The sequence below is a fragment of the Paracoccus sp. TOH genome, from assembly GCF_030388245.1.
Lineage (GTDB): Bacteria > Pseudomonadota > Alphaproteobacteria > Rhodobacterales > Rhodobacteraceae > Paracoccus > Paracoccus simplex.
This window is the reverse complement of record NZ_CP098362.1, coordinates 163,997-179,089: the sequence shown is the minus strand read 5'-3', so window position 1 is coordinate 179,089 and position 15,093 is coordinate 163,997. Positions and strand designations below refer to the sequence as shown.

Below are 15,093 nucleotides of genomic sequence, written 5' to 3'. Positions count from 1 at the left end.
TCAGCCCTCCACGAAGATCAGCGCCGGGGTTTCCAGCAGCTCTTTCAGCCGCGCCACGAAGACGGCGGCGTCCCAGCCGTCGATCACCCGGTGATCGAAGCTGCAGGACAGGTTCATCATCTTGCGCGGCTCGAAGGCCGCGCCGTTCCAGTGGGGCCGCACCGCCAGCCGGTTCACGCCGACGATGGCGACCTCGGGCACGTTCAGGATCGGGGTCGAGGCGATGGCGCCCAAGGGGCCCAGCGAGGTGATGGTGATGGTCGAGCCGGAAAGCTCGTCGCGCTTGGCGGTGCCGTCCTTGGCGGCATTGCCGATGCGGGCGATCTCGGCGGCGGTGGCGCGCAGGTCCAGCGCCTCGGCATGGCGCACGACCGGCACCATCAGCCCCGAGGGCGTCTGCGCGGCGATGCCCAGATGCACGGCGCCGAAGCGGCGGATCAGCCGGGCCTCGGCGTCGTAATGCGCGTTCAGGATCGGCTGTTCATGCACCGCCCGCACGATGGCGCGGGCGATGAAGGCCAGGGGGTTCAGCTTGGCGCCCTTGCCATGGGCGTTCATGCGGGCGCGCAGATCTTCCAGCGCGGTGGCGTCCACCTCCTCGACGATGGTGATCTGCGGGATGCTGCTCGCGACCTCCATGCGCTCGGCGATCTTGCGGCGCAGGCCGATGACGCGGATCTCCTCGACCGTGTTGTCGGGCTGCGGACCCGAGGGTGCGGGAATGCCGCCCGAGGCGATGAAGGCCTCCAGATCCTCGTGCCCGATGCGGCCGGCCGGACCCGAGCCGCGCACCAGCCGCAGGTCCACTCCGGCCTCGCGCGCCCGCGCCCGGACCGAGGGCGAGGCGATGGGCTTTTCCCCCTCGGGGCGCAGCGGCGCGGCCGAGGCGGCGGCGGGCCTCGCCGCCGGTTTCGGGGCCGGCGGTTCCGGTTCGGGTTCGGGCCGGGGCTCGGCTTCGGGCTTCGCCTCCGCGGGTTCGGGATCGGGCGGCGCGGTCTCGGCCTGCCGCGACGATCCCGGCGCCTCGGTCGGCGCCGGGGTCTGGGCGTCACCGGCGACGTTGCCGGGCCCGTCCACTTCCAGCCGCACCAGCTCGGCGCCGACGGCGATCACGTCGCCGGGCTGCCCGGCCTGCCAGACCACGGTGCCGGTGACGGGCGAGGGGATTTCCACCGTCGCCTTGTCGGTCATCACCGCGACCATGGGATCGTCCTCGCGCAGGACATCGCCGGGCTTGACCAGCCATTCGGCGATCTCGGCCTCGGCGATGCCTTCGCCGATATCGGGCATGCGGATTGCGTGAATACCCATGTCAGGCCACCTCGACCAGTTGACGCAATGCCTCGGCCACCCGTGCGGGGCCGGGGAAATAGCTCCATTCATGCGTATGCGGATAGGGCGTGTCCCAGCCCGCCACCCGCCGGATCGGCGCTTCCAGATGCCAGAAGCATTCCGCCTGCACCAGCGCCGCCAGTTCGGCGCCATAGCCCGAGGTCAGCGTCGCCTCGTGCAGCACCAGGCAGCGGCCGGTCTTGCTGACCGAAGCCGCCACCGTCTCCATGTCCAAGGGCAGCAGGGTGCGCAGGTCGATCACCTCGGCATCGACGCCCGATTCGGCGGCGGCGGCCAGCGCGACATGGACCATGGTGCCATAGGTCAGGATCGTGGCGGCCTGGCCCTGGCGGCGCACCACCGCGCGGCCCAGCGGCACGGTGTAATGGCCTTCGGGCACCTCGCCCAGCTCGTGCGTTTTCCATGCGGTCACCGGCCGGTCGTGATGGCCGTCGAAGGGGCCGTTGTAGAGCCGCTTCGGCTCCAGGAAGATCACCGGGTCCGGGTCTTCGATGGCCGAGAGCAGCAGCCCCTTGGCGTCGCGCGGGTTCGAGGGCACCACGGTTTTCAAGCCCGTGACATGGGTGAACAGCGCCTCGGGCGACTGGCTGTGGGTCTGGCCGCCGAAGATGCCGCCGCCGGTCGGCATCCGCACCACCATCGGGCAGGTGAACTGCCCGGCCGAGCGGTAGCGCAGCCTTGCCGCCTCGGACACGATCTGGTCATAGGCCGGATAGACGTAATCGGCGAACTGGATTTCCACCACCGGCTTCAGCCCATAGGCGGCCATGCCGATGCCGGCGCCGACGATGCCGGATTCGTTGATCGGCGTGTCGAAGCAGCGGGTCTTGCCGTATTTCGCCTGCAGGCCGGCGGTGCAGCGGAAGACGCCGCCGAAATAGCCCACGTCCTCGCCGAACACGACCACGGTCGGGTCGGCGCCCATGGCCACGTCCAGCGCGTCGCGGATGGCCTCGATCATCGTCATGCGTGCCATGTCAGAATCCCGCCTCGTGACGTTGCTTCAGCAGATGCGGCGGCATTTCGGCATAGACGTCCTCGAACATGTCCACCGGGCTTGGGTGCTGGCCGTGATGCAGGGTGCCGATGGCCTCGGCGCGTTTCTGCGCGGCGGTGATCTCGGCCAGGATCTCGGCCTCGGCCTGGGCGTGGCGCTCGTCGCTCCAGACGCCCAGCCGGATCAGGTGGTTCTTCAGCCGCAGGACCGGGTCGCCCAGCGGCCAGGCGGTGCTTTCCTCGGCCGGGCGATAGGCCGAGGGGTCGTCCGAGGTCGAATGCCCGCCGGCGCGATAGGTGACATATTCGATCATCGTCGGGCCGAGGTTGCGCCGGGCGCGTTCCGCCGCCCATTTCGCCACCGCCATCACCGCCAGATAGTCGTTGCCGTCCACCCGCAGCGACGGGATGCCGAAACCCAGGCCGCGCGCCGCGAAAGTGCCCGAACCGCCCCGCGCGATGCCCTGGAAGGTCGAGATCGCCCACTGGTTGTTGACCACGTTCAGCACCACCGGCGCCTTGTAGGTCGAGGCGAAGACCAGCGCGGCGTGGAAATCGCTTTCCGCCGTCGAGCCGTCGCCGATCCAGGCCGCCGAGATCTTGCGGTCGCCCGAGATCGCCGAGGCCATGGCCCAGCCCACCGCCTGGATGTATTGCGTGGCAAGGTTGCCGGAGATGGTGAAGAAGCCATGCTCGCGCGAGGAATAGCAGACCGGCAATTGCCGGCCGCGCATCGGATCCTCGGCGTTGGAAAACACCTGGTTCATCATCGCGCTGAGCGGGTAGCCGGCCGCGATCAGCAAGCCGGCCTGCCGATAGGTCGGGAAGTTCATGTCGCCGGGTGCCAGGGCACGCTGGAAGCCGCAGGAGATCGCCTCCTCGCCCAAGTGCTGCATGTAGAAGCTGGTCTTCTGCTGGCGCTGCGCGTTCAGCATCCGCGCGTCATAGATGCGCAACGTCATCATGTGGCGCAGGCCTTCCAGCAGATCCTCGGGGGTGAAGTCCAGCGCCTCGGCCCAGGGTCCGACCGCTTCGCCCTCGCGGTTCATCACCCGGATGATGGTGAAGGCGAGGTCGCGGATCTCCTCGGGGTCGGCATCGACCGGCGGGCGGCGGACGGTGCCGGCGCGCGGGATCGCCACATGCGAGAAATCGGGCTGGCCGCCGGGCCGGACCTCGGGTTCCGGCACCGTCAGGCTAAGCGGAGGAAGCGCGTCTGGATCGGGCATGGTCGTGGCGGCTCCGTGGGTTACGCTGAAAGGATAATGCCGGATCGCGGCGGCTGGTTGCGTCGGGCGATGCGGGATGGCGCGATTTCCGATGCGGCAGCGCCACGATCGCGGCGCAGCCGCGGTCGCGGCCGGCGCCACGGCCACAGAAGGTGTTTCTGGATCATGCACTCCTCCCCCGAGCGCCCGGACCCGGTCCGGTGAGGGTCAGGATAATCCGGGAATGCGAAGACAGGTGTTGCTTTTTTCGGGTCTGCGGCACTGGAAATTGCAATCGTATCCTATAAAGACGTCATTTCAGGGGACAAATGTCACGGGAATGGCTGGATGGACGAAACGGACCGCCGGATTCTGCAGGTGATCCAAAGAGAGGACGACCTGTCGATCCGCGAGATCGCCGAGCGCGTGGGGCTGAGCCACACACCCTGCTGGAAGCGGATGCAGGCCCTGCAGGAGGCGGGCATTCTGGCCGGTCGCCGCTATCGGCTGGACCGGCTGGCGATGGGGTTGCAGGTGCGGGCCTGGTGCATGGTGACGCTGAAGATCCACGACAAGCACACCCTGCCGGATTTCGAAGCGGCCGTGGCGCGGATCCCCGAGGTGGTCGGCTGCGCGCTGCTGACCGGGCACGAGGATTACATGCTCGAGATCGTCGTCCGCGACCTGCGCGCCTTCGAGCTGCTGCTCAAGGAGCAGTTGCTGCCGCTGCCGGGCGTCCAGCACCTGTCGACGCGGATCGGCCTGCGCGACATCCTGAGCGAGCGGCCCCTGCCGGTCTGACGCGGCGGACCGGGCATTGGGGGAAATGGTGAAGCGGCGCGCGGCGTGACCGTCGCGTCGCGAGCGTTTGAGGAACGAAGAAGCCCGGGCAGGGGGCCCGCGCCGGCGCGGGGTGCGCGGTCGCGGGGGTATTTGCAAAACGGTGAAGGCAGAAGCGTCAGTCGTAGAGCCCGGCGAAGCGGTCGCGCAGCAGGTTCTTCTGCACCTTGCCCATGGTGTTGCGCGGCAGTTCGTCCACGAACAGCACCCGCTTGGGCTGCTTGAACTTCGCCAGCCGTCCCTCCAGCGGCGCCAGCACCGCGGCCTCGGTCAGGGCGGGGCTGCCGGTCGGGACCACCACCGCCGTCACCCCCTCGCCGAAATCGCGATGCGGCAGGCCGATGACCGCGGATTCGACCACGCCGGGCAGCGCGTCGATCTCGGTCTCGATCTCCTTGGGATAGACGTTGTAGCCGCCGGTGATGATCAGATCCTTGCCGCGGCCGACGATGTGCAGATAGCCGCGCTCGTCGAATTTCCCCAGGTCGCCGGTGATGAAGAAGCCGTTGTCGCGCAGTTCGGCGGCGGTCTTTTCCGGCATGCGCCAATAGCCCTTGAACACGTTCGGGCCGCGCACCTCGATCATGCCGATCTCGCCCCGCGGCAGTTCGGCGCCGGTCTCGGGGTCGGTGACGATGATTTCGGTCCCCGGCAGCGGCAGGCCGACGGTGCCGGCGATGCGCTCGCCGTCATAGGGGTTCGAGGCGTTCATGTTCGTCTCGGTCATGCCGTAGCGTTCCAGGATGGCATGGCCGGTGCGGGCCTGCCATTCGCGATGCGTCTCGGCCAAAAGCGGCGCCGAGCCCGAGACGAACAGCCGCATATTGGCCGTGGTCTCGGCGTTCAGCATGTCGTCCTGAAGCAGGCGGACATAGAAGGTCGGCACGCCCATCAGCACGGTGGCGCGGGCCATCGCCTCGAAGATCCGGTCCAGGTCGAATTTCGGCAGGAAGACCATCGAGGCGCCCGAGAACAGCACCACATTGGTGGCCACGAACAGGCCATGGGTGTGAAAGATCGGCAGGGCGTGGATCAGCACGTCCTGCGCGGTAAAGCGCCAGGCCTCGCGCAGCACCTGGGCATTCGAGACCAGGTTGCCATGCGTCAGCATCGCGCCCTTGGAGCGGCCGGTGGTGCCCGAGGTGTAAAGCAGCGCGGCCAGGTCGTCGCGGTCCCGCGCCGCGGTGGCGAAAGCCTCGGGCGCCGTCTCGGCCGCGTCGGTCAGGCTGCCCCGCCCCTCGGCATCCAGCGTGACCATGCGGGCGCCGGCGGCCTCGGCGGGTTCGCGCAGCGCCTCTTGCCGGGCCGGGTCGCAGACGAAGACCCGGGGCTCGGCATCGCCGAGGAAGTAGCCGATCTCGGCCGGGGTGTAGCCGGTGTTCAGCGGCAGGAACACCGCGCCCGCCCGCAGGGTGGCGAGATAGAGGATGATCGCCTGCACCGATTTCTCGACCTGCACCGCCACCCGGTCGCCGGGCTGGACGCCGAAGGCCGCCAGCGCATTGGCCATGCGGCCGCTGCGGGCGATCAGCTCGGCATAGCGGATGCGCTCGCCCGCCTGCGTCTCGATGGCCACGGCCCCGGGGTCGCGGATGCCGGCGACGAGAAGGTCGAACAGATTGTCACTCATGAGTTATCCCCGTGGTTCATGGGTTGGAGGCCGGCAGCGCGCGCCTGACATTGTCCGAGGCGGCGATGGCGCTGCGTTCGGCGAAGGCTTCGTGGTTCGCCTCGATCCGGCCGAGATCATAGAGATAGTTCACCATCAGCCCATGCGACTGCTTCAATCCGTTGGCCGAGACGTCGCCCAGGAAGTTCAACCGCTCGAGCCGGGCGCCGTTGCCCAGGTGGAAGCGCGCCACCGGATCGACGACGCGGCCCTTGCCGTCGCGGGCGCGCAGGAAATAGGTCGCGGCGGCGGCCATCAGCGGCGCGCGCAGGCTTTCGGCCTTCGCCGCATCCTTGTGCCAGCCGGGCTCGTCCAGCAGGACGAAGGCCAGGCGCTGGTCGGCGTCGATCAGTTCCGACATCTCGTCCTGACGCTGCCGGGCCAGCCAGGCGGCAAAGCCCGGCACCGGCGACAGCGTGACGAAGGTGCGGATGTTGGGCAGTTCCGCCTTGAGTTCCTCGACCACCTGCTTGATCAGGAAATTGCCGAAGGACACCCCGGCGAGCCCCCGTTGGGTGTTCGAGATGGAATAGAACACCGCGGTGCTGGCCCGTTCCGCCTGGATCGGCTGGCGGTCGAGGTCGAGCAGCCCGGCGACATTGTCCGGGATCTCCTCGGTCAGGGCCACTTCGACGAAGATCAGCGGCTCGTCCACCAGCTGCGGGTGAAAGAAGCCGTAGCAGCGCCGGTCGGTCGGCTGCAGGCGGTTGCGCAGGTCGTCCCAGTTCTGGATGGCATGCACCGCCTCGTAGCGGATGATCTTTTCCAGGATGCTGGCGGGCGTGTTCCAGTCGATATGGCGCAGCACGAGAAACCCCCTGTTGAACCAGGACGCGAAAAGATGCGCGAAATCGCCGTTCACCCGGCGCAGCGCGGGGTTGCCCTTCAGATGGCGCAGCAGCTCCTCGCGCATCCGCACCAGCGCCGCCGTGCCGCCGGGGGCCAGGTTCAGGCGCCGGAACAGTTCCTGCCGGCGCGGCTCGGCGATCTCGTGCAGCGCCTCGATGGCCTCGATATTGCCGGCGTCGCGCTGCACCGCCTCCAAGGCCGTGCGGACCGCCGCCGGATCGGGGCCGAAACGGTCGCCGAGGTTCTGCAGGAAGGCCAGCCGCGCCTCTTCGCCGGCATCCTCGAAGGCCGCGAGCAGGCCCTGGGCGATGGCCACGCCCGAAGCCTCGCCCCGCCGCGACAGCAGCGCCTCGCCCAGTTCGCACAGGTCGGGCGCTTCGGTGGCGGTGTCGGTGCCCCGCCGCCCCAGCAGGCGGCGGCCGCGGTCGGTCAGCACCTCGAACAGTTCGCCCAGGAAGGCGGGGCGGCCGGGGCGCGGGGTCTCGACGGTCTTGATCATATCGGCCTCCGAAGGGGTTGGCATGCCGGGATCACCCCGGCAGCACGACGAAGATCAGCCACAGCACCACCGGGGCGACCAGCGTCACCAGCGCGCCGTAGTTCAGCAGTTTGCGGAAAAACATCTGGCGGTCCACCCCGCGGGCATTGGCCAGCACCAGCGCGCCGTTGGTCGAGAAGGGGCTGACATCGACGATGGTCGAGGCGACGGCCATGCCGGCGATGAAGCCGATGGCGCCGACGCCGGTATCGCCCTGCAGGAACGGCACCGCCAGCGGGATCAGCGAGCCCAGCACCGCCGTGGACGAGGCGAAGGCCGAGACCACCGCGCCGATGAAGAACAGCATCAGCGCCGCCAGCAGCGGCGAGGCCATGCCGGCCACGCTGTCGCCGACGAAGTCGATGGTGCCCATGTGTTCCAGCACCGCGACATAGGTAGAAACGCCGGTGATCAGCACGATCTCGGGCCAGGCGACCTGCGCCATGGCGCGTTTCTGCATGGTCGGGGCCCAGAGCGCCAGCGCCAGGCCGATGGTCAGCGAGACGAAGCCGATGTCGAGGTTGAAGGCCAGCACCAGCACCGCCAGCAAGGCCAGCCCGGCCAGGGTCGCGATCTGATAGGGGGTGCCGTCGGGCTGGTTGCCTTCCTCGACCTCGGCGACGAGTCGGTTCGATTCGCCGCCACCTTCCTCGCCGATGCGGCGGCTCAGCGCCTCGGCCTCGCTGTCGCCGAAGATCTGCGGGCCGGTGGCGGGGCGGGCGATCTCGACATGCGGCACCGTCACCGGCTCGATCCGGTCCGAGCGCGCCTGCATCAGCTTGCGGCCGCCCAGGGCCATGAACAGCAAAAGCGCCACCGCCGCGTTGACGAAGAAACTGGCGGCGAAGGTGGTCATCGGCGACAGCGGCAACCCGGCCTTGGCCACCACGCCATTGGTGATGCCGCCATAGATGCTGATCGGCGAAAAGCCCCCGGCCTGCGCGCCATGCACCACCATCAGGCCCATGAGCAGGGGCGAGATCTGATAGCGAAAGGCGAAACCCAGCGCGATCGGCGCCACGATGGCGACGGCGCCGGGGCTGACCGCGCCGACGGCGGTCAGGACGGCCGAGATGCCGAACATGATCCACGGAATCGCGCCGATGCGGCCCTTGACGGCGCGCACCGCCATGCGCACCAGCCAGTCGATGGTGCCGTTGTTCTGCGCCAGCGCGAACAGCCAGGTGATGCCGACCAGCGTCAGGAACAGGCCGCTGGGGAAACCGGCGATGATCTCCTTGGCGGCTTGGCCGGCCAGCAGGGTGCCGACCAGGAAGGCGCCGACAAAGGCCAGCACGCCCATGTTGATCGGCCAGATCGTGGCGACGACGAACATCGCCGCCAGCGTATAGATTGAAAGCAGATGCGGGGTCATGCGCGGCTCCTCTCCATGCAAACCTCCTTGTCGATTCCCGCGCCCTCCTCCGGCGCGCGAATCCTCACCGGGTTGTTATACGTTTCCGTTTGGTTGTTGTATATAACAAAAGGGAACATGGATAAATGCCGGCGAAGCGCCTATCTTCCCGGGCAGAGAGGCGAAGGAGGCTTTCATGGCGACGATTCCCACCCCGCTGCGTATCCGCAACGCGCTGGAAAACGCCATCGTGGAAGGCAGATACCTGCCCGGCGCCCGCCTGGACCCCGAGGCGCTGGAGCGGGAATTCGAGGTTTCGCGCACCCCGATCCGCGAGGCGCTGCACCAGCTAGAGGCGTCGGGGCTGGTCCGGGTGGTGGCCAAGCGCGGCACCTTCGTCACCGAATGGAGTCCCAGCGAACTGGCCGAGCGTTTCGAGGTCATGGCCGAGATCGAGGCCACCTGCGGCCGCCTGGCCGCCCGCCGCATCACCGAGACGGAACTGGCGGCGCTGGAGGCGGTGCATGGCGAATGCCGCCGGCTGGCCGAGGCGGGCGAGGTCGAGGCCTATTACGCCCGCAACTCGGATTTCCACCATTGCATCTATCGCGCCACGCACAACGCCTTCCTGGAACAGGAGGCCTCGCGCCTGCACGCCATGCTGCAACCCTATCGGCGCATGCAGCTGAAGGTGCGCAACCGGATGATGCGGTCCTTTGCGGAACATGACGCGGTGGTGGCGCGCATCCGCGCCGGCGATGGCGAGGGCGCGGCCGAGACGCTGCGCGCTCATGTCATCGTGCAGGGCGACCGTTTCCATGATCTGATCGCAGCGCTGCGCCAGGGCGACTGAGTCGCCGGCGCCGGGGCGATTCGCGGTGGCGGATCGCGCCGAATTTGTGCCGCGACAAGGAACGGCGGCGGAAATTGCGTGAGGATGGGGCAAAGCATTCCGAGGTGCCCCATGATCGGCAAACAGCTCTCTCGCTGGACGATGGCCTGGTTCGCTGCGGCGCTGGCCTTTCTGCTGGCGGCGCTGGGCCTTGCCGTGCTGGGCGCGGCGGGGCCGGGGCGGTGGTCCTCGGGACCGGGGCTGGCGGTGCTGCACCTGTTCGCGCTGGGCTGGCTTTGCCAGATGATGCTGGGCGCGTTGATTCAGTTCACCCCGGTCCTGGCGGCCCGGCCGCTGGCGCTGGCCCGGCTGGCGCTGCCGGCGCTGCTGGCCTGCAGCTTCGGGACGGCGCTGCTGGCCGGGGGCTTCCTGGCGCTTGACGGCTGGGAGCCGGGCTTCGCCTTGCTGGCCGCCGCGCCGCTGCCGTTGGCGCTGGCCTTCGCGCTGGTGGGCGCGATGGTGGCCGCGACGCTGCTGGCGGTCCGGGGCTGGCGGCAGGATGCCGGGCGCACGGTGCTGGCGGCGCTGCTGGCGCTGGCGGCGCTCTGGGCCAGCGGCGCCGGCATGGCGCTGGCGCTCTCGGGGTCCGATATCGGCATGGCGCTGCTGCCGGAAGGGGTGCCGCTGCATGTGTTGCTGGGCGTCGGCGGCTGGCTGACGCTTTCGGCCATCGGCGTCAGTTACCAGTTGTTCCCGATGTTCCTGCTGGCGCCCGACAGGGGCAGCCGGCTGCGCGATGCCGGCTTCGCCTGCGCGCTGCTGGTGCTCGGCCTGATCCTGGCCGGGCTGGCGGCGCTGCTGCTGGGCGGAGGAGCCGCGCTGCCGCTGCTGCTGCCGCTTGCGGCGCTGGCCTCGGCGGCGGTGGTGGCGCTTTACCTGGCCGAGGCCCGGCGCATGTGGCAAGCCCGCCGCCGCCCGCAGCCCGAGCTCAACATGCAATGGAGCCGCGCCGCTTTGGCTTTCCTGGCCCTTGCGGTCCTGCTGAGCGGGCCGGCGCTGTGGCGCGGCGGCGTCTGGGCCGAGGCGGCGGTCTTTGCGGCGCTGGTCGGCTGGCTCTCGACGCTGACGCTGGCGCAGATGGTCAAGATCGCCAGCTTCCTGACCTGGATCCAGGTGTTCTCGCCACTGATCGGCCGGCGGCCGGTGCCGATGGTGCATGAGCTGACCGGCGCCCGCGCCGCCGGGCGCTGGCTGGCGCTGTGGGCGGCGGCGGCGGCGGGCGGCACCGCGGCGCTGCTTGCGGGCTTTGCCCCCGGCTTCCGGCTGGCGGCGCTGGGGCTGCTGGTCGCCGCCCTGGGCCTGTGCCGCGAGGCCGTGCTGATCCGCCGCCTGCGCCACCTCGCCGCCGATCGCCGGCCCGCCCTTCTGCCGCCGATGATCCTTCCCCCTTCACCCCGGAGATCCGACCATGACCATCCCCGAACCGCTGGAGCTTGACGTCCGCGCGCCTCTGGCTCGCGGCGAGGAGCCGTTTTCCGCCATCATGGCGGCGGTGGACAGCCTGCTGCCCGGCCAGCCGCTGCGCCTGATCACCCCGTTCCGGCCGGTGCCGCTGTTCGGGGTGATGGCGAATCGCGGTTTCGGCGCCAGCGACCGGCCGCTGCAGGACGGCGGCTGGGAGGTGACCTTCACCCCGGTCGCCGGCGCCGCGCCCGAGGCGGGGCTGACCCCCGGCTCGGCCGCCGGCGCGGCGCTGTGGCCCGATCCCGCGCAGACCCTGGACCTGACCGGGCTGATGCCGCCCGAGCCCATGGTGCGCATCCTCGAGACGCTGGAGGCCATGGCGGCGGGCGAGGTGCTGTTCGCGCTGCTCGACCGCGAGCCGATGTTCCTGTTTCCCGAACTGGCCATGCGCCATCACGAATGGGCGGGGAACTTCGCCGCGGATGGCGCGAGCTATCGGCTGATGGTGCGCCGCGGCGACGGCGGCGGTCGGGGGTGACGGCCATGGCCGATCTGCGCGATCTCGTCCGCGACCGGCTGCGCGAGGTGCTGGACCCCGAGACCGGCCGCGACCTGGTCGCCATGGGCATGATCTATGCCATCGCCGAGGAAGCCGGCCATGTCACCATCGACATGACCACCACCACGCGCGGCTGCCCGCTGACCGAGATGCTGCGCCAGGGCGTCGAGGCGGCGGTGTCGCGCCTTGACGGCGTGCGCGGGGTCGAGGTGCGGCTGACCTGGGATCCGCCCTGGACCCCGGATCGGATGGAGCCGGCCTGAGGCCCGCCCGTGCCCTTCGCTGCCCGGAAAAACGCATGCTCTTTGCGCTGCATCAAATATCCGGGCGAAAGAGTCGAAGTTGCTTGTTCCGGCACAACGAAGGGCTTGGCGAAACCTGCCATCATTATGGCAACCGGAAAGAACCGGGTCGCAAAGACAGACCGAAAGGAGCAAGCCATGACCACCCTGAATGTCAGCCGCCGCACCATGCTGGCGGGCGCCGCCGTTGCCGGGGTTCTGACCCAGGTGCGCCGGGCCGCAGCCGAGACCGGCGAGGTGCTGACCCCCGCCGCCGCGACCGACGTGGCCGGCCTGCCGCGGGTCCAGGTCAAGCTGGTCGATCCGCCCTTCGTGCACGCGCATGAGCAGGTGGCCACCGGCGGCCCGAAGATCGTGGAATTCCGGATGGTCATCGAGGAGAAGAAGATCACGCTGAACAATGACGGCGCCGAGGTCTGGGCCTCGACCTTCAACGGCACGGTGCCCGGCCCGCTGATGGTCGTGCATGAGGGCGACTATGTCGAGCTGACGCTGGTCAACCCGCCCTCGAACGAGCTGATGCACAATATCGACTTCCACAGTTCGACCGGCGCGCTGGGCGGCGGCGGCCTGACCCAGGTCAACCCCGGCGAGCAATGCGTGCTGCGCTGGAAAGCGACCAAGCCCGGGGTCTTCGTCTATCACTGCGCCCCGCCCGGCATGGTGGCCTGGCACGTCGTTTCGGGCATGAACGGCGCCGTCATGGTGCTGCCGCGCGACGGGCTGAAGGACCGCGACGGCCAGCCGGTCAAATACGACCGCGTCTATTACATCGGCGAACAGGATTTCTACGTGCCCAAGGACGAGAACGGCAAGTGGAAGACCTACGACACCCCCGGCGAAAGCTACGAGGATACCGTTGCCGTGATGAAGACGCTGACGCCCAGCCACGTGGTCTTCAACGGCGCCGTTGGCGCGTTGACCGGCGACAACGCGCTGAAGGCCAAGGTGGGCGAGACGGTGGCCTTCATCCACAGCCAGGCCAACCGCGACACCCGGCCGCACCTGATCGGCGGGCATGGCGACTATGTCTGGGCAACCGGCAAGTTCACCAACCCGCCCGAGCACGGGCTGGAGACCTGGTTCATCCCCGGCGGCACCGCGGGGCTGATGATCTACAAGTTCCAGCAGCCCGGCGTCTACGCCTATGTGAACCACAACCTGATCGAGGCCTTCGAGCTGGGCGCCGCCGGCCATGTGGTGGTCGAGGGCGACTGGGACGATGATCTGATGAAGCAGGTGATGGCCCCGAGCCCGATCAGCTCGTGATCCGATCCGGCCGCCCCGCGCCTGTCGCCGGGGCGGCCTTTTCCCTTCTGCTGTGAACGGAGAGATCCGATGCACGGATCCGCCTTCCTCTTCGCCGCGGCGCTTGGCGCGCTTGGCCTGAGCCTGTGGCCGCCCTTCCTGCAGCGCGAGACGGCGAAGGGCCCGGACCTGCCCGCCATGGTGCGGCTCGAGCCCCGGCCCTTCGAGCATCGGCTGGACGGCGACTGGCAGCGGGACGGTTGGCCGGTGGACGCGCCGGTCGCCACCGTCTCGATCCCCGCGCCGGTCGAGATCATGGCGACTCCGGTCAGCACCGGGCAATACCTGGAATGCGTGGCGGCCGGGGCCTGCACCGCGCCCGGCGGCCCGACCGACCGGGGCGAACTGCCGGTGACGGGGGTGAACTGGCTGGACGCCACCGCCTATGCCGCCTGGCTTTCGGCCGAGACCGGCCAGAGCTGGCGCCTGCCCAGCGATGTCGAATGGGCCCATGCCGCAGCCGAGCTGTTCCGCGACGACCGGCTGGGGGTGGACAGTGACCCCGCCAATCCTGCGGTGCTGTGGCTGGCGCAATATGCCGTCGATGCCGCCCGCCAGCGCGAACTGGACCGCGAGATCCGGCCGGTGGGTCAGTTGAATGTCAACTCGCTGGGCGTGCATGACATCGGCGGCGCCGTCTGGGAATGGACCTCGACCTGCCTGCGCCAGGTCCAGATCGACGACAGCGGCCGCATCCTGCGCGAAGGCGAAAGCTGCGGCATCTACATCGCCGAGGGGCTGCATCGTGCGGCCATGGTCGATTTCATCCGCGATCCGAAATCCGGCGGCTGCTCGGTCGGGGTGCCGCCCGCCAATCTGGGGTTCCGTCTGGTGCGCGAGACCGGCTGATCCCGCGCGCCTGGGACGAAACACCACGGAAGAAGGCCATAGGAATGCTTTGCTCTCGCCCGGTTTTGCGGCACCTAGGGGGAAACCCATGGTGAAGGCGCGGAATGTGGCGATCGACATTTCACTGGTGCGGAACCTGCCGCTGTTCCGGGACATGGCGTCCGAGGCGCTGACGCGGCTGATGGCGCGCGCCGGCGCGCATCGCGTGGCGCAGGGCGAAACGGTGTTCGAACAGGGCGCGCAGGCCACGGCCTTCTACCTGCTGCTGCACGGCCGGCTGAAGGTGACGCAGGTCACGCCGGACGGCCAGCAGGTGATGATGCGCGTGGTGCATCCCGGCGACCTGTTCGGCTTTGCCCGCGCCCTGGCGCGGCCCGACTATCCCGGCACCGCCCGCGCCGCGGTCGATTCGATCGTGGCCGGCTGGCCGATGTCGGATTGGGACACGGTGGTCGAAAGCAATCCCCGGCTGGCGATCAACGCCCTGCAAACCATCGGCCAGCGCCTGGACGAGGCCCATACCCGCCTGCGCGAGATGTCCACCCAGGAGGTCGAGCGCCGGGTCGCCCATGCCGTCCTGCGTCTGGCCGAGAAGGCCGGCCGCATCGAGGGCGGCGGCACCCGCATCGACTTTCCCATCACCCGCCAGGACATCGCCGAGATGACCGGCACGACGCTGCACACCGTCTCGCGCCTGCTGTCCGGCTGGGAGGCGCGGGGCCTGGTCGAGGGCGGCCGGCAGAAGCTGACGGTGATCGACGCCGGCGCCCTGGCGCGGATCGCCGATCCCGCGAACTGATTTCCGGCCGCTTCTTTGCGTTCGCTCAACGAGGCGGCGCGCGGAAGGGCATAGAGGCTTGGTTCCGAACCCATGACCCGGATACCATGCCGATGCACCCGCCTTCGCCCTTTGCCGCCGCTGTCCCGGCCGTGACCGCCGGGGTCGGCCGGCCTTGGTCCCGGAAAGGTCCG

14 protein-coding genes are annotated in these 15,093 nt (G+C 69.3%); 8 read left to right on the top strand and 6 right to left on the bottom strand.

Going from position 1 to position 15,093, the window contains the following annotated elements:
* The 3 genes from NBE95_RS17955 to NBE95_RS17945 are packed head-to-tail and all read right to left on the bottom strand — an operon-like array spanning position 1 to position 3,578.
* Complete coding sequence (locus tag NBE95_RS17955) at positions 1-1,311, bottom strand: dihydrolipoamide acetyltransferase family protein (RefSeq protein WP_289896402.1); 1,311 nt, start codon at positions 1,309-1,311, stop codon at positions 1-3.
* Position 1,312: 1 nt separating this feature from the next.
* On the bottom strand, positions 1,313-2,329 hold the full coding sequence (locus NBE95_RS17950; protein ID WP_019352893.1) for an alpha-ketoacid dehydrogenase subunit beta: 1,017 nt from the start codon (positions 2,327-2,329) through the stop codon (positions 1,313-1,315).
* Between the two features lies 1 nt (position 2,330).
* Positions 2,331-3,578, bottom strand: coding sequence for a 3-methyl-2-oxobutanoate dehydrogenase (2-methylpropanoyl-transferring) subunit alpha (locus NBE95_RS17945; RefSeq protein ID WP_289896401.1), 1,248 nt, complete (start codon positions 3,576-3,578; stop codon positions 2,331-2,333).
* Positions 3,579-3,905: 327 nt separating this feature from the next.
* Here NBE95_RS17945 and NBE95_RS17940 point away from each other — a divergent pair, with 327 nt between their 5' ends.
* On the top strand, positions 3,906-4,358 hold the full coding sequence (locus tag NBE95_RS17940; RefSeq protein WP_289896400.1) for an Lrp/AsnC family transcriptional regulator: 453 nt from the start codon (positions 3,906-3,908) through the stop codon (positions 4,356-4,358).
* A gap of 157 nt (positions 4,359-4,515) precedes the next feature.
* On the opposite strand, the gene NBE95_RS17935 is transcribed toward NBE95_RS17940, so the two are convergent.
* Genes NBE95_RS17935 through NBE95_RS17925 form a run of 3 tightly spaced genes read right to left on the bottom strand, consistent with a single transcriptional unit; the run spans position 4,516 to position 8,828 of the window.
* Entirely contained in the window at positions 4,516-6,027 is a 1,512-nt protein-coding gene (locus tag NBE95_RS17935; RefSeq protein ID WP_289896399.1) for a malonyl-CoA synthase, read from the bottom strand.
* Positions 6,028-6,043: 16 nt separating this feature from the next.
* Entirely contained in the window at positions 6,044-7,414 is a 1,371-nt protein-coding gene (locus NBE95_RS17930; protein ID WP_289896398.1) for a malonyl-CoA decarboxylase, read from the bottom strand.
* A 31-nt stretch (positions 7,415-7,445) separates the two neighbouring features.
* The gene (locus NBE95_RS17925) at positions 7,446-8,828 is read right to left on the bottom strand and encodes an SLC13 family permease (protein ID WP_289896397.1); all 1,383 of its coding nucleotides are present in this window, start codon (positions 8,826-8,828) and stop codon (positions 7,446-7,448) included.
* 175 nt (positions 8,829-9,003) lie between these two features.
* Here NBE95_RS17925 and NBE95_RS17920 point away from each other — a divergent pair, with 175 nt between their 5' ends.
* The 7 genes from NBE95_RS17920 (at position 9,004) to NBE95_RS17890 (ending at position 14,920) form a co-directional block, all read left to right on the top strand.
* Complete coding sequence (locus NBE95_RS17920; RefSeq protein WP_289896396.1) at positions 9,004-9,660, top strand: GntR family transcriptional regulator; 657 nt, start codon at positions 9,004-9,006, stop codon at positions 9,658-9,660.
* A 111-nt stretch (positions 9,661-9,771) separates the two neighbouring features.
* Positions 9,772-11,136 (top strand): hypothetical protein, encoded by a 1,365-nt coding sequence (locus tag NBE95_RS17915; RefSeq protein WP_289896395.1) that lies wholly within the window; start codon positions 9,772-9,774, stop codon positions 11,134-11,136.
* Complete coding sequence (locus tag NBE95_RS17910) at positions 11,108-11,641, top strand: DUF2249 domain-containing protein (RefSeq protein ID WP_289896394.1); 534 nt, start codon at positions 11,108-11,110, stop codon at positions 11,639-11,641. The genes NBE95_RS17915 and NBE95_RS17910 overlap by 29 nt, the downstream gene beginning before the upstream one ends.
* A 5-nt stretch (positions 11,642-11,646) precedes the next feature.
* Positions 11,647-11,925 (top strand): metal-sulfur cluster assembly factor, encoded by a 279-nt coding sequence (locus tag NBE95_RS17905; protein ID WP_289896393.1) that lies wholly within the window; start codon positions 11,647-11,649, stop codon positions 11,923-11,925.
* Between the two features lie 177 nt (positions 11,926-12,102).
* On the top strand, positions 12,103-13,233 hold the full coding sequence (gene nirK, locus NBE95_RS17900; RefSeq protein WP_289896392.1) for a copper-containing nitrite reductase: 1,131 nt from the start codon (positions 12,103-12,105) through the stop codon (positions 13,231-13,233).
* 69 nt (positions 13,234-13,302) lie between these two features.
* Complete coding sequence (locus NBE95_RS17895) at positions 13,303-14,121, top strand: SUMF1/EgtB/PvdO family nonheme iron enzyme (RefSeq protein WP_289896391.1); 819 nt, start codon at positions 13,303-13,305, stop codon at positions 14,119-14,121.
* Between the two features lie 88 nt (positions 14,122-14,209).
* On the top strand, positions 14,210-14,920 hold the full coding sequence (locus tag NBE95_RS17890; protein ID WP_289896390.1) for a Crp/Fnr family transcriptional regulator: 711 nt from the start codon (positions 14,210-14,212) through the stop codon (positions 14,918-14,920).
* Positions 14,921-15,093: the final 173 nt, after the last annotated feature.